Source organism: Streptomyces sp. NPDC057136 (assembly GCF_042670885.1).
In the GTDB taxonomy this organism is placed as follows: domain Bacteria; phylum Actinomycetota; class Actinomycetes; order Streptomycetales; family Streptomycetaceae; genus Streptomyces.
Map to the genome: position 1 here is coordinate 63,833 of NZ_JBHUUV010000011.1, position 13,915 is coordinate 77,747.

At 71.6% G+C, this 13,915-nt stretch carries 13 protein-coding genes; 4 read left to right on the top strand and 9 right to left on the bottom strand.

Annotated elements, in window-relative coordinates; genetic code table 11:
• Positions 1–28 precede the first annotated feature (28 nt).
• Together ACFT7S_RS16260 and ACFT7S_RS16265 are read right to left on the bottom strand one after the other, a co-directional pair.
• Complete coding sequence (locus ACFT7S_RS16260) at positions 29–901, bottom strand: nucleotidyl transferase AbiEii/AbiGii toxin family protein (protein ID WP_382732070.1); 873 nt, start codon at positions 899–901, stop codon at positions 29–31.
• Positions 898–1,578: a hypothetical protein gene (locus tag ACFT7S_RS16265; RefSeq protein ID WP_382732073.1), complete on the bottom strand. Its 681-nt coding sequence runs from the start codon at positions 1,576–1,578 to the stop codon at positions 898–900. Before ACFT7S_RS16265 ends, ACFT7S_RS16260 begins: the two co-directional genes overlap by 4 nt.
• A gap of 124 nt (positions 1,579–1,702) precedes the next feature.
• Between ACFT7S_RS16265 and ACFT7S_RS16270 the strand changes: the two genes are divergently transcribed.
• Positions 1,703–3,142 (top strand): amidase, encoded by a 1,440-nt coding sequence (locus ACFT7S_RS16270; protein ID WP_382732076.1) that lies wholly within the window; start codon positions 1,703–1,705, stop codon positions 3,140–3,142.
• On the opposite strand, the gene ACFT7S_RS16275 is transcribed toward ACFT7S_RS16270, so the two are convergent.
• Both ACFT7S_RS16275 and ACFT7S_RS16280 read right to left on the bottom strand, forming a co-directional pair.
• On the bottom strand, positions 3,120–3,929 hold the full coding sequence (locus tag ACFT7S_RS16275) for a class I SAM-dependent methyltransferase (protein ID WP_382732078.1): 810 nt from the start codon (positions 3,927–3,929) through the stop codon (positions 3,120–3,122). The two genes, ACFT7S_RS16270 and ACFT7S_RS16275, sit on opposite strands and share 23 nt — an antisense overlap.
• Positions 3,926–4,909 carry a carboxymuconolactone decarboxylase family protein gene (locus ACFT7S_RS16280; RefSeq protein ID WP_382732081.1) on the bottom strand — a complete coding sequence of 328 codons (984 nt, stop codon included), beginning with the start codon at positions 4,907–4,909 and terminating at the stop codon, positions 3,926–3,928. Before ACFT7S_RS16280 ends, ACFT7S_RS16275 begins: the two co-directional genes overlap by 4 nt.
• Positions 4,910–5,077: 168 nt before the next feature.
• Between ACFT7S_RS16280 and ACFT7S_RS16285 the strand changes: the two genes are divergently transcribed.
• The 3 genes from ACFT7S_RS16285 (at position 5,078) to ACFT7S_RS16295 (ending at position 9,226) form a co-directional block, all read left to right on the top strand.
• A complete protein-coding gene (locus ACFT7S_RS16285) occupies positions 5,078–6,232 on the top strand; it encodes a sensor histidine kinase (RefSeq protein ID WP_382732083.1) in 1,155 nt (384 codons plus the stop codon).
• Positions 6,229–6,903 carry a response regulator gene (locus tag ACFT7S_RS16290; protein WP_382732085.1) on the top strand — a complete coding sequence of 225 codons (675 nt, stop codon included), beginning with the start codon at positions 6,229–6,231 and terminating at the stop codon, positions 6,901–6,903. The genes ACFT7S_RS16285 and ACFT7S_RS16290 overlap by 4 nt, the downstream gene beginning before the upstream one ends.
• Before the next feature lie 100 nt (positions 6,904–7,003).
• Positions 7,004–9,226 (top strand): NADP-dependent isocitrate dehydrogenase, encoded by a 2,223-nt coding sequence (locus tag ACFT7S_RS16295; protein ID WP_382732087.1) that lies wholly within the window; start codon positions 7,004–7,006, stop codon positions 9,224–9,226.
• A gap of 84 nt (positions 9,227–9,310) precedes the next feature.
• Here ACFT7S_RS16295 and ACFT7S_RS16300 read toward each other — a convergent pair whose 3' ends face one another.
• The 5 genes from ACFT7S_RS16300 to ACFT7S_RS16320 form a co-directional block, all read right to left on the bottom strand.
• A complete protein-coding gene (locus ACFT7S_RS16300) occupies positions 9,311–10,648 on the bottom strand; it encodes an amidohydrolase family protein (RefSeq protein ID WP_382732089.1) in 1,338 nt (445 codons plus the stop codon).
• A 140-nt stretch (positions 10,649–10,788) separates the two neighbouring features.
• A complete protein-coding gene (locus ACFT7S_RS16305) occupies positions 10,789–11,532 on the bottom strand; it encodes a GntR family transcriptional regulator (RefSeq protein ID WP_382732091.1) in 744 nt (247 codons plus the stop codon).
• Between the two features lie 70 nt (positions 11,533–11,602).
• The gene (locus ACFT7S_RS16310; protein ID WP_382732092.1) at positions 11,603–12,667 is read right to left on the bottom strand and encodes a biotin/lipoate A/B protein ligase family protein; all 1,065 of its coding nucleotides are present in this window, start codon (positions 12,665–12,667) and stop codon (positions 11,603–11,605) included.
• 207 nt (positions 12,668–12,874) lie between these two features.
• Complete coding sequence (locus ACFT7S_RS16315; protein WP_382732094.1) at positions 12,875–13,369, bottom strand: lamin tail domain-containing protein; 495 nt, start codon at positions 13,367–13,369, stop codon at positions 12,875–12,877.
• 128 nt (positions 13,370–13,497) lie between these two features.
• On the bottom strand, positions 13,498–13,872 hold the full coding sequence (locus ACFT7S_RS16320) for an ArsR/SmtB family transcription factor (RefSeq protein WP_382732096.1): 375 nt from the start codon (positions 13,870–13,872) through the stop codon (positions 13,498–13,500).
• Positions 13,873–13,915: the final 43 nt, after the last annotated feature.

Consider the following 13,915-nt stretch of genomic DNA (forward strand, 5'->3'; position numbering starts at 1 on the left):
GGCCCGGGGCCCGACGCGCGGCGGACATTTACCGGTCCGGTGCCTCCTGGAAGAGCCGGGTGAGCGCCCGCTCCAGCCGTTCGGCCGTCTTCGCCGCGTCGCCCTCCACCCACGGATGAGTGGCGTGGAACGCATCCCAGTCCACCTCGAAGTCGCGCACCGAGTCCGGCGTGAACCAGTCCCCGACCTCCATCTCCAGTTCCAGCAGATGGGCCCGGGTGAAGGAGGTCAGCGGGTGCTCGGCCAGCAGCATCGCGTCGTACAGATCCTTCGCCGCGCCCAGCCCCTCGGTCTCCCAGTCCTCGGCGAGCCACATCAGCTTCCAGACGAGCGAGAGCCCGGGGCTCGCGGCGGATATCGCCGTGGGCGGGCCGCCGTCGCCGCGCGGGCAGTCGAGCCGTACCGGCGCCTCGGGCATCTCCTCGTCGTACGCGAAGTCCATGCGCAGCTCGCCCGGCGGCAGCCCCTCGGTCTCCCACGGGATCAGGAGGCGTACGCCCTCCGTCTGGTACTCCCGGACCGTCCACTCCTCGTCCTCCGTCACCGCGGACGGGTCGATCCGTATCCCGTCGGACAGTGCGGGGCCGGTCCGCAGCGCCTCCACGAACTCCTTGTGGACGTCCGGGCAGGTGTCCAGCACGACCCAGTCCAGATCGCCGGGCTCCCGCGCCGCCTCGCCCACCCACACCTGGACCGGAAGGCTGCCCCGCAGTACCAGGTTCGCGCCCCAGGGCGCCCCGGCGATCAGCCGCAGCACGTGGTCCTGCACCGCCCGCCGGGCGGCCCGCCAGCGCGGGGCGAGCGCCGGGTCGGCGAAGGCCGGTTCGCCGGGAGCGGCACGGTCGAACGGGCTCTTCCCCGACAGCCCCGCAGCAGACGCGTTCTCCCCGGACGTGTTCATACGGTCACCTTTTCGCGCTCATCGATCCAGCCCGCGTCCACCGCGGGGCAGTCGTCGTACACCACGAACTCCTCCTCGACCTCCACCGCCTCCAGCGCGGCCGCGGACAGCCCGGCCAGCAGCGCGTCGAGGCGGGCCCGCGCCCCGGGGCGGCCCACCGCCCGGCAGCGCTGCGTCACGAACCGCTCGTGCCGCCCCTCGTACGCGCGACGGGCATTGCGCGAGAGATGCGCCCCGTGCAGCTCGGCCACCGCTCTGGCCATCACGAGCTGATCCTCGCCCGACAGCACCAGCTTGATGTGGTGCTCGAAGTGGCAGCCGGGAAGCACTCCGTCCAGCTCACGCGCCGCGGCCGGCGTGCCGGGCACGTCCTCGTTCCACGGAGCCGCCTCGATCTTCACCCGGACCACCGGGAAGCCCGCCGCCTCCAGCTCGGCCCGGCGCCGGGCCGCAGCCTCCCGCTGCCCGGACAGGCTGCCCCGGCCCCGCTCCGTCAGCATCGGCTGGTCGGGGGCCGCACCGCGGTCCAGGACGATGCGGGTGAGTTTCAGCCCCCTGCGGACCGCCCAGAGCCCCAGCCGGTCCGCGTCCCCCTCCGTGCCGTCGGGCCCGGACGCCGGACGCACCGTCAGGTGCGTCTCGAACTCCCCCTCGAACTCCGGTCCCACAGATCCCACCGTCTTTCTCGTTCATGTGTGCTGCCGAACGTACCAACCGGCACTGACAATCCGGCCGAATGCTTGAGTGGGCCGCCCCGCCGTGGTTACCCTCCAGTAAGTCACTACGAGGAGGCGTCGGCCCATGCCCTCAGCAGACACGAGCGGTCTGGCGGAGAGCGCACGCCGCCTCGCGGACGGTCTGACCACCTCCGCCGAACTGGTCGACGCGGCACTTGCCCGTATCGAGGCGACGCAGCCCACCCTCAACGCCTTCCGGCAGCTGCGCCCCGAGGCTGCGCTCGCCGAGGCCGCCGAGGCCGACCGCAGACTCGCGGCGGGGGAGCGGCTTCCGTTGCTCGGTGTGCCGGTCGCGGTCAAGGACGACACCGATGTCGCGGGCATGCCCACCTACTTCGGCTGCGAAGGCGACCGGCCCCCGGCCACCTCCGACAGCGAGGCGGTGCGCAGGCTGCGCGCCGCCGGGGCCGTCGTCGTCGGCAAGACGAACTCCTGCGAGCTGGGTCAGTGGGGGTTCACCGAGGGGCCCGCCTTCGGCGCCACACGTAACCCCTGGAACACCGCGCACACACCGGGCGGTTCGTCCGGCGGGTCCGCGGCGGCCGTCGCCGCCGGTCTGGTCCCCGCCGCGCTCGGCTCGGACGGCGCAGGCTCCGTCCGTATCCCCGCCGCCTGGACCCACCTCGTCGGCATCAAACCGCAACGCGGCCGGATCTCCGTCCACCCGCACAGCGACGCCTTCCAGGGGCTCACCGTCAACGGCCCCCTCGCCCGTACCGTCGCCGACGCCGCCCTCCTGCTGGACGCCGTCGCCGGACCGCACCCCGAGGACCCACACCGCCCGCCCGCCGTGGGCGCATCGGCCGCCGCCCGCCGCGACCCCGGCACCCTGCGTATCGCCGTCGCCTTCCGGCCCGCGCTCACCCTCACGCACGTGGCACCCCACCCCGAGGTCCGCCGCGCAGTCTCCGCGCTCGCCGAGAGCCTGGCCCGCCTGGGTCACCACGTCGAGGAGGCCCGCCCCCGCTACGGGCTGATCGGCCTCTCCTTCGTCCCCCGCGCCACCGCCGGGATCGCCGAACTCGCCGCACTCCACCCCGAACCCGCGCTCCTCGACCCACGCACCCGCAGCGCCCTGCGCACCGGTACCCTCCTCGGCGGCCGGGTGGTGCGGGCTGCCCGGGCCCGCGAAGTGCGCCAGCACCGGCGGATCGGCGCCCTCTTCGACGCATCCGGCTTCGACGTGCTGCTCACCCCGACCACCGCAGCGCCGCCGCCCCGCATCGGCGCGTTCGACCGCCTGAGCGCCTGGCGCACCGATCTCGCGATGGCGGCGGCCTGCCCGTACGCCTGGCCGTGGAACGTCCTCGGCTGGCCCGGAATCAGCGTGCCGGCCGGCTTCACCGGCGACGGCCTCCCGATCGGCGCCCAACTGCTGGGCCCCTCCCGCAGCGAGGAGAAGCTCATCTCGCTCGCCGCCCAACTGGAGGCCGACCGCCGCTGGTTCGAGCACCGGCCACCGGCGCCGCACGGGCCCGGGCTCAGGAAGGGCGACGGGCGCTGACCACCCACACCCCCGCCCGCAACAGCACACCCCCGGGCGTCTCGTGCGGCAACAGGACGTCCAGCATCGCGGCGCGCACCTCGTCCGACACCGTCGTCCCGGGGGTGCGCGAGACGAAGAAGTCCACCGCGTCCGCCGCGTCCTTCCCCCAGTGGGTGGCGGCCACGACCGGGGTGGTCCGGATCTCCTCGAAACCGGCCGCCGCCAGCACCTGATGGATGCGTTCCGGCGCGGAGAGGGACGCCATGGCCGACGCCACCGCCCCCTCGACCGGATGATCACGGCCGAGCAGTGAGGCCAGCAGACCGAGCGCCTTGCGCTCCTCGCCCTCCGGCGGTGCGGGCTGCGGACAGACCAGGGCCAGCCGCGCGCCGGGGCGCAGAGCTCCGGCGATGTTGGTGAACGCGGCGATGTGGTCGGCGAAGAACATCACCCCGCCCCGGCTGATCGCCACGTCGTAGCCGCCGGGCAGGAAGGGATGCACCTGGGCATCCCCCAACTCGTACTCCACAGAGGGGTATTGCCGGGAGTCGGTCAGGGCCCGGGCTCTGTCGAGCAGCGGTGCCGAGATGTCGACGCCGACGACCCGGCCCCGCACGGTGCGTCGGGCGGCCATCCGGCTCATGGCGCCGCTGCCGCATCCGATGTCGAGCACCCGGTCCCCGGCCTCCAGGGCGGCGGCGTCGATGAGCGGCCCGTCGAACGCGGACAGCATCGCGTCGTAGCGGTCGGAATGGTCGGCCCAGTGCGCACCGAGAGGGCCGTTCCACGCTGCGGCGACGGTCATGCGAGCTCCTTGGAGTGAGTCGGCAGATTCGCTTCGATGCGCTCGACGGCACAGATCGCGCCGAAGGCGATCAGATGGACAAGGCAGTGATCGGTGAACGGCGGCACGCGCCAGGCCGCCACGTCCTCATCGGTGATCCGGTAGGGGGCCCGGGCCGCGAGCAGCGCGAGCCGGGCACCGGGCCGCTCCGCCCGGTCCGGCAGTTCCGCACCGCTGAGCGGAAGAGGCGTGATGCCGTCCCAGCCGGCCACCGACTCCCGTACGAACGCCGCGTCCTCGTCGCTCAGCAGGCCCGCGCCCAGGTGCGCGGCCGAACGCAGCACCCCGAAGGCCGTACCGACCGGAGTGCCCGCGGCCCAGGCGGGCTCCGCACCTTCCGTTTCGAGCAGCGCGAGGCTCGTCCCCGGCCGCAGCTCCCGCCGGACGGTGCGGGCCAGGGAACGGCCCGCGGCGCTCCGCACCAGCCGGTACCTCTGGGCGCCTCCGGGCAGCATGTCCTCGGTCAGCAGCGAGGACACGATGCGGTTGATGAAGTGGAACGCGAGCGCCGTCCCGATCTGCTCCGGTGCGTGCCCCGCCGGAAACGGCGGCGGGGTGCTCATGTCCTTTCCCCAAGCGAGGAGTTCGCGGTGGCCGGGGTCAGCGGGCAGCCCGCCGCTGCCGATCGTCTCGGCCAGCCGGTGGTCGCCCGTGGCGTGCAGCAGCACGGTGTGCGCGACCACGCAGAACGGACACCGGTTGGCCAGCGACACCCCGGCCGCCACCACCTCCTTGTCCGTACGGGAGACGTGTCCGGCCAGCAGGGATTCGCGTACCAGGGCCCAGGTGGCGGTGAGGAGGGGCGGTGACGCCGACAGGACGACGAAGGTCGACGCGCGTTCGATCCCGAAGTCGGTGGCCAGCTGGGCGTAGACGTCCGCGACCACTCCGGTCGCGGACTTCGGTGGCTGGGGCGAGGTGTATCGGAAGTGTCCGGTCATGGCGACGATGGTCACCCCCGGACCCGGCCCCGGTCGTCGTACACCGGAAGGTATTCGGCGCTGCGCCGGACCGACGTCCCGGGGAGGCGGCTACTCCGCCGGGAGTAGCGCGGAGCCGGTCTCCAAGGATGACGCGCCCTGCAGCGTAAGGGAGTTAGGGTGCGGCTCATGCACGGGGACATCGGCCGGCGGACGCAACTGCTGGATGCGGTACTGGCCGCGGCGATCGGTACGGCGGTCGCTCTCGCGGCCGTCGCCGCATCCACGCCCGGCGTCCTGGACCTGCTGCTCGTCGCGGCCGGTTCGCTCGCGCTGGCGGTACACCGCAGAGCCCCGCGCACCGTGCTCGCCGTCACCACGCTCTGCATGTTCGCGTACGTCGTCCACGCGCACCCCGGCACCTGGGCGGCCTTCCCCGTGCTGGCCGCCGTACACGCGGCGGCGCGCAACGGGCACCGCGGGCAGGCCGTCGCGGCGGGTGGCGTCTTCCTCATCGGCTACGTCCTCGTACTGCTCGCCACGGCGCCGGACACCCGGGACACCGTCGAGCGGAGCCTGCTCCTGCTCGGCTGGTTCCTCTGTGCCGGAGTCACCGGGCTCATCGACAAGAACTGGCAGGCCTACCTGCGCCAGACCGAACAGCGCGCCCTCGACGCCGAACGCACCCGGGACGAGACCGCGCTGCGTCGGGCCGGCGAGGAGCGGCTGCGTATCGCCCGGGAGCTGCATGATTCCCTCACCCACTCCATCTCGATCGTCAAACTCCAGGCCGGAGTCGCCGTCCATCTCGCCCGGAAGCGCGGTGCCGAGGTGGAGCCCGCACTCCTCGCCATCCAGGAGGCCAGCGGCGAGGCGATGCGGGAGCTGCGCGCGACGCTGGAGGTCCTGCGAACGGATGTCGCGGAGCCGGGCTCCGGCCTCGACCGGATAGGGGAGCTGGCCGAGCGGGCCCGCGCGGCGGGCATCGCGCTCGCCGTCACGGCCGACGGCGACGCACGGCCGCTGCCCGCGGACGTGGACCGGGCCGCGTACCGCATCGTGCAGGAGGCCCTCACCAATGTGGCCCGCCACGCCGACCGGGCCGGCACCACCGTCCGGCTCAGCTATACGGACAGCAGCCTTGTCGTCTCGGTGGACGACCAGGGGCCGTGCCTGCCCGGCGACACCGTCACCCCGGGCACCGGGCTGACCGGCATGCGCGAACGCGTCACCGCGCTCGGCGGCACCCTCGTCGTCGCACCCCGCGCCCACGGCGGCTTCTCGGTGCGTGCCGAGCTTCCGCTCACCGGCGCCGAACCGGCCGGGCGGGCGGTCACCGGATGAGCCAGGACACCATCCGGGTGGTGATCGTCGACGACCAGGCCCTGATGCGGGCCGGATTCCGGGCGCTGCTGGACGCGGAGGAGGGCATCGAGGTCGTCGGAGAGGCCACCGACGGCCGCCAGGGCGTGGAGCTCGCCCGGCACCACACCCCCGACGTCGCGCTGATCGACGTACAGATGCCCGTGATGACCGGCATCGAGGCCACCCGCGAGATCGCCGCCGACCCCCGGCTGGCCGGGGTGCACGTCGTGATCCTCACCAACTACGGCCTCGACGAGTACGTCTTCGACGCGCTGCGCGCGGGCGCCGCCGGATTCCTCCTGAAGGACACCGAACCCGCCGAGCTGCTCCAGGCCATCAAGGTCGCCGCGCGCGGCGACGCCCTCCTCTCGCCCGCCATCACCCGCCGGCTGATCGGCGAGTTCGTCGCCAGGCCCCCCGACCGTACGACCGCCCCCGGCCTGGAGATCCTCACGCGCCGGGAGCGCGAGGTCACCGCGCTGGCGGCCCGTGGACTGAGCAACGAGGAGATCGCCGCCCACATGGTGGTCAGTCCCTTCACCGCCAAGACCCACATCAGCCGCGCCATGATCAAGCTCGGCGCCCGGGACAGGGCCCAGCTGGTCGTCTTCGCGTACGAGGCCGGGCTCGTCGAGCCACGCCGCAGATGACGCCTTCGCGTGAGAACGGGGGCGGGGCCCTGTGGAGAGGGGACCGGCTACGAGATATCTTGATGTCAAGCAATGTTGCAGACGTGGAGCGGAGCACCCGGTGACTGACTCGACCATCATCTATACGCACACCGACGAGGCCCCTGCCCTGGCGACCTATTCGTTCCTGCCCGTCGTCGAGGCCTACGCCTCGACGGCCGGTGTCGCGGTGGAGAGCCGCGACATCTCCCTGGCGGGCCGGATCATCGCCAGTTTCCCGGAGCGCCTCGAGGCCGGCCAGCGTATCGATGACGCACTCGCCGAGCTCGGCGAGCTGGCCAAGACTCCCGGCGCCAACATCATCAAGCTGCCGAACGTCTCGGCCTCGATCCCGCAGCTCAAGGCCGCGATCGCCGAGCTGCAGGCGCAGGGCTACGCGCTTCCGGACTACCCGGACGACGCGAAGAGCGACGAGGACAAGGACGTCCGCGCGCGCTACGACAAGATCAAGGGCAGCGCGGTCAACCCCGTCCTGCGTGAGGGCAACTCCGACCGTCGCGCCCCCGCCTCGGTCAAGAACTACGCCAAGGCGCACCCGCACCGCATGGGCGCCTGGTCGGCCGACTCGAAGACGAACGTGGCCACCATGGGCGTCGACGACTTCCGGTCCACCGAGAAGTCCGCCGTCGTCACCGAGCCCGGCACCCTGCGCATCGAGCTCGTCGGTGACGACGGCACCACCACCGTCCTGCGCGAGTCGGTACCCGTCCTCGCGGGCGAGATCATCGACGCCGCCGTGATGCGCGAGGCGGCGCTGCGCGAGTTCTTCACCGCGCAGATCGCCCGCGCCAAGGCCGAGGGCGTCCTCTTCTCCGTGCACCTCAAGGCCACGATGATGAAGGTCTCCGACCCGATCATCTTCGGCCACGTGGTCCGCGCCTTCTTCCCCAAGACGTTCGCCAAGTACGGCGAGGTGCTCGTCGCGGCCGGCCTGACTCCGAACGACGGGCTCGGCGGCATCCTCAAGGGCCTGGACTCGGTGCCCCACGTGGGCGACGAGATCAAGGCTTCCTTCGAGGCCGAGCTCGCCGAGGGCCCTGCCCTGGCGATGGTCGACTCCGACAAGGGCATCACCAACCTGCACGTTCCCAGCGACGTCATCGTCGACGCGTCCATGCCGGCCATGATCCGCACCTCCGGTCACATGTGGGGCCCGGACGGCCAGGAGGCCGACACCCTCGCTGTCCTGCCGGACAGCAGCTACGCGGGCGTCTACCAGGTCACCATCGACGACTGCCGCGCGCACGGCGCCTTCGACCCGTCCACGATGGGCTCGGTTTCCAACGTCGGCCTCATGGCGCAGAAGGCCGAGGAGTACGGCAGCCACGACAAGACCTTCGAGGTCCCCGCCACCGGTACGGTGCGTGTCGTCGACGCCGACGGCAACGCCGTGCTGGAGCAGGCCGTGGGCGCCGGTGACATCTTCCGGATGTGCCAGGCCAAGGACCTGCCGATCCAGGACTGGGTCAAGCTCGCCGTCACCCGCGCCCGCGCGACCGGCAACCCGGCCGTGTTCTGGCTCGACGAGGACCGCGCGCACGACGCGAAGCTCATCGAGAAGGTAAAGACGTACCTGGCCGACCACGACACGGACGGTCTCCGGATCGAGATCATGTCGCCGGAGAAGGCCACCGCCTTCTCCCTGGAGCGCATCCGCCGCGGCGAGGACACCATCTCCGTCACCGGCAACGTGCTCCGTGACTACCTCACCGACCTGTTCCCGATCCTCGAGCTGGGCACGAGCGCGAAGATGCTCTCCGTCGTTCCGCTCATGAACGGCGGAGGTCTGTTCGAGACGGGCGCCGGCGGCTCCGCCCCGAAGCACGTCCAGCAGCTCGTCAAGGAGAACTACCTGCGCTGGGACAGCCTCGGCGAGTTCTTCGCCCTCGCGGCCAGCTTCGAGTTCCTCGCGACGAGCACGGGCAACGCGCGCGCCCAGGTCCTCGCCGACACGCTGGACCGTGCGACCGGCACCTTCCTCAACGAGGACAAGTCGCCGAGCCGCAAGCTCGGTGGCATCGACAACCGCGGCAGCCACTTCTACCTGGCCCTCTACTGGGCCCAGGAGCTGGCGGCGCAGACCGACGACGCCAAGCTCGCCGAGGCGTTCGCGCCGCTCGCCAAGACGCTGGCCGAGCAGGAGCAGACCATCGTCGACGAGCTGATCGCGGTGCAGGGCTCGCCGGTCGACATCGGCGGCTACTACCAGCCCGACCCGGCCAAGGCCGCGGCCGTGATGCGCCCGTCGGCCACGTTCAACCAGGCCATCGCCACGCTCGGCTGACCCGACGGCGATTCCCCGCACAGCGCTCCGCCCCGGCCGGCTTTCTGCCCGCCGGGGCGGTTCTGTGTGTCGTGCTGTGAGTCGTCAGTCGAGGAACACGCCGTCGCGCGCCACGACGGCCCCGCCGTGCACGACCATGTCGCGTCGGGGCATGTCCACGACGACCTGGGGCAGGCACTCGCCCTGGACGAGGACGAAGTCGGCCGGTGCGCCGGGCTCGAAGTCCGCGTGGGCGAGGTCCATGACCTCCGCGCCGCCGTGGGCCGCGACGCGGTAGCAGTCCGTCAGCTCCTGGTCGAGGCGTACGTCCGTCACCCAGCCGAGCAGATGCGCACGGTGCATCATGTCGGCGTTGCCGAACGGGCTCCAGGAGTCGCGCACCCCGTCGGAACCGAGCCCGACCCGTACGCCGTACTCGCGCAGCCGGGCGATCGGCAGCACCAGCGAGGCGGACGGCGCCACCGTGGTGAGGGAGATGTCCAGCTCGCCCAAGTCGGCTGCTACGGAACCGAGTTCACGGTCCGACAGCTCCGGCAGGCAGAAGACGTGGCTGACGGTGACCTTGCCGGCGAGGGCGAGGGCGCGCGTACGGTCGATGATGCCGCGCATCGCCTTCATCCCCTTCTCGCCGCGGTCGTGCAGATGGATGTCCACGCCGACACCGTGGCGGTCCGCGATGCCGAAGACGAGGTCGAGCTGCTCGTCGAGCGCCTGGTCGAAGCCGATCGGGTCGATACCGCCGATCAAGTCGACGGTGCCCTCGCGCGCCGCCTTCTCCAGCAGTGCCGCCGTGCCCGGGGTGCGGATGACGCCGTGCTGCGGGAAGGCCACGATCTGGACGTCGAGGGCGTGGCGCAGCCGCTCACGGGCCTGCGCCACGCCCTCCACGCCGGCCAGACCGTAGGCCGGAGCCACATCGGCGTGGGCGCGCATCGCCCGCGTACCGCGGGTGACGGCATGCGCCATCAGGCCGTACGCGCGTTCCGCGACGGGCCGGCGCCGGCTGCGGAACAGCTCCACGTCCTGTTCTACGTAGTCGGCGATGCCGCTCGCCGGACGCCGTGACACCCAAGAGCCGTCCCAGGTCGTCTTGTCGGGGTGGATGTGCGCGTCGACGAGGGACGGGAGCGCGATCCGGCCGCCACCGTCGACGGTCTTCGCGCCGCGGGGTGCCGGGCCGTCGGAGATGCGGCCATCGACGACCACGAGGTCCGTGGCCTTCGCCGCGCCGAACGGGCGCACGTTGCGGAAGAGGACGGCCCGGTTGTGGTGCCCCGCCGCTTCGGACGCGGTGGCAGCGGCGGGGGAGTGGGCCCGGGCGGGGGCGGCGGTCATCGCGGCCGTGGTGCCGGCGAGCGCGGCGGCACCGGCCAGCATCGTGCGGCGGGACAGCGCGCTTGGGGAGTGCGAGGACGGCTGCATGGGGGCTCCTTCGGCGGGCGTGGGTCGAGGGCGCTGCGACGCCTTCGCCATTTTGTATACCAAGCTCCGGTGCTAGGCAAGGAAAGTGCCTGCAGGGGCGGCTGGGAGATGCTTCTGTACGGCCCTGGTATACAAAGGGATCAGCCGGTGCCGAAGAGGGAGCGCAGGGCGACCGTCCTGCTGTCCCGCACATGCAGCAGCGTGCTCGCGGCAGCGGCCTCCGCGTCGCCGCCGCTGATGTGCCGGTACATCTCGGCGTGCTGGGCCCGCATGTGCGCCGGCTCCTCGCGCAGACCGAACAGCAGCCGCAGCTGCCAGCTCAACTGATCCATGGTGCGGGCGAGCAGCGGATTGCCCGACATGGCCACGACGCCCTCGTGGAACGCCGTGTGGGCGGCCACCTCGCGCGTCCCCTCGTCCGCCGCTGCCGCGGACTCGGCCTGGCGGAGGGCCGCCGCCAGCGCGGCCACCCCCTCGCTGTCGCCCGCTGCGGCAGCCCGCGCCGCGAGCCGCGACGCCTGGACGGCGAGGGGTTCCCACACCTCGTACAGGTGCTCCACATCGGTGCGGCCGAGGCGGCGTACGCGTACGCCGCTGTGCGGGAGCAGTTCGAGGAGCCCTTCGGTGACGAGCGCGCGCAGCGCCTCGCGCACCGGTACGCGGGACATGCTCAGCTCCTCGGCGATCTCTCGCTCGACGAGGCGGGCGCCCTGCGCGTACCGCCGGTCGACGATGCGGCGGAGGACGGCCTCGCGCGCCTGCGCACTGAGCGAGACCGGGACGGGCGTATCCGAGGCGGGCGCATCCGAGCCGGGCGCATCCGAGCCGCTGTCGGTGGCCGCTGAGCCGGTCCTGCTTCTGTCCGCCACGGTGTCCGTCCTCATCCGTTCTGCGTTCGGTGTGCCCGGGCGAGGATATGTGCCGCGCACGCCCGGCCGGGTGCCGCACCGGCGGCTACGGCACCCGGGCCGTCCACTCCGCCGTGCCGAACTTGGTGCGTACGAGCTCTTCAGCCCGCGCCAGTTCCTCGGCGGTCACCGCGCCCTGGGTGAGTCCGTGGCGCTTGCGGAAGGACTGGATCATGTTGTCGATGACGGCCTGGCGTGGAAGGCCCGTCTGCCTGCGCAGCGGATCGACGCGCTTCTTGGCGCTCCGGGTGCCCTTGTCGGACATCTTCTCCTTGCCGATGCGCAGGACGTCGAGCATCTTGTCGTGGTCGATGTCGTACGACATCGTCACGTGATGCAGCACGGCACCGGGTCCGCCGTCCGGGCCCACAACCCGCTTCTGGGCCGCTCCCGCGATCTTCCCGATGTCGGTCGCGATGTCGTTGAGCGGCTGGTACCAGGCCTTGATGCCCATATCGCCGAGCGCTTCGAGGACCCAGTCGTCGAGATAGGCGTAACTGTCGGCGAACGAGAGGCCGGAGACGAGGGACTGCGGCACGGCGAGCGAGTAGGTGATGGTGCTGCTCGGCTCGGCGAACATGGCCCCGCCGCCGGAAATGCGCCGGACGACGGAGACGCCGTGCCGATCGGTGCCGACGGGGTCGACCTCGTTGCGCAGCGACTGGAAGCTGCCGATGATCACGGCGGGGGAGTCCCACTCCCAGACCCGGAGGGTCGGCGGGCGGCGGCCCGCGGCGACCTCGGCGGTGACGACCTCGTCGAGTGCCATGTGCAGGGCCGGGGACTGCGGGGCGTCGTGGACGAGCTGCCAGTCGTAGTCGCTCCACTCGGTGGCCTGCGCGAGCGCCCGGCGTACGGCGATGGCCACGCCCTCGGCCGACAGTCCGAACATCACCGTGGACGGCGGCAGCGCCGCCTCGATGCGGGCGGCGAGCCCGGCGGTGCCGGTGTTCGACGGCGCACCCTCCAGCGCGGCGTCGATGGCGACGATGGCTTCGTCGGGTTCGAGGAAGAAGTCCCCGGCCACGCGCACATGGCGCAGCGCGCCGCCCTCGACCTCCAGATCGACCACGACGAGCTTGCCGCCGGGGACCTTGTACTCACCGTGCACAGCCGTGCCTCCACGTCCGCCCGATCCTGCTCCGCGAATCGGCTCCGACCAGGCATAACCCCGTCGTAGTGCGGTTTAATCCGCACATGTCCCGGTGCTTGTGCGAGCCTCGGAGGCCGGTCCGCGCGGGCTCACCGCACGGACCGGCCCCTCGGCGCAGCCGTGGAGTTGTCTCAGCTGTGGAATTCGCTCACCTGCGGAATCGGCTCAGCTGTGGAACGCGATGTAGCCGTTGCCGTCGCGGTCGTTGGCCGACTTGGAGTAGGCGTGCACGTCCGAGCGGCTGCCGGAGGGCTTGTAGAGGTAGATCGTGTCCCCGTCGTTGTTCCACATGAAGTTGCAGTTGTCGCGGTAGACGACGTTGTTGGCGTCGGAGTCGGTGCCGTACCCGCCGCGCAGCTTGATGTAGTCACCGGGCTGGAGGTAATGGTTGGCGGTGAACTTGAACTTGTTGCCGGCCGCGTCCTTGACGGCGTATCCCTTGAGATTGACGGTCGTTCTGGACGAGTAGTTCTTGAGCGTCAGGTATTCCGCGCGGGTGTTGCCCGAGGAACAGCTGTTGGAATCGCGCCCGGGCGCGTCGTACTGGGCCGCGCGGATCTTCAGGGCCGAGCTGTACTCGGTGGCCTGCGCCGGGGCGACGGCGAGCGTGGCCAGAAGGCCGGCGGATATGGCAGTGGCGACGACGAGGTGCTTACGCACGTGAGGTTCCCCCCTCATTGGTGCTGATGAGGGCCGAAGCCTACAGACTTACTCAACTCCGCATATGCGAAAGGGTGTTGCCGAGGGCATTAGCACGTGCGTTCGTCCCGGGCTCGGTGGGTGGGGGGTCAGTCCGATTCCACCGTCACGGGCGCGTCCTGCAGGCCGAGGCGGAGATGCTCGACATGGAAGAGGGCCTGGTCGAGGAGCTCGGCGACGTGGTGGTCGTACAGGGCGTAGACGATCGAACGGCCCCGGCGTTCGCCCGTCACCAGGCCGAGGTTGCGCAGCAGGCGCAGCTGGTGGGAGCAGGCGGAGGGTTCCATGTCGACCGCCTGTGCCAGATCGCCGACCGCGCAGGGGCCTTCCTGGAGGCGGGCGAGGATGCGCAGCCGGGACGGGGTGGCCAGGGCCTGGAGGGTCGCGGCGACATCGGCGGTCCCCACGGCGTCCAGACGTTCGCGTGTGGTGGCGGCGTTCGTGTCGTCGGCTCCGTGACCCATGGAGCCCATCCTACTGATAACACATGAAGACCTGTTCAGGTGT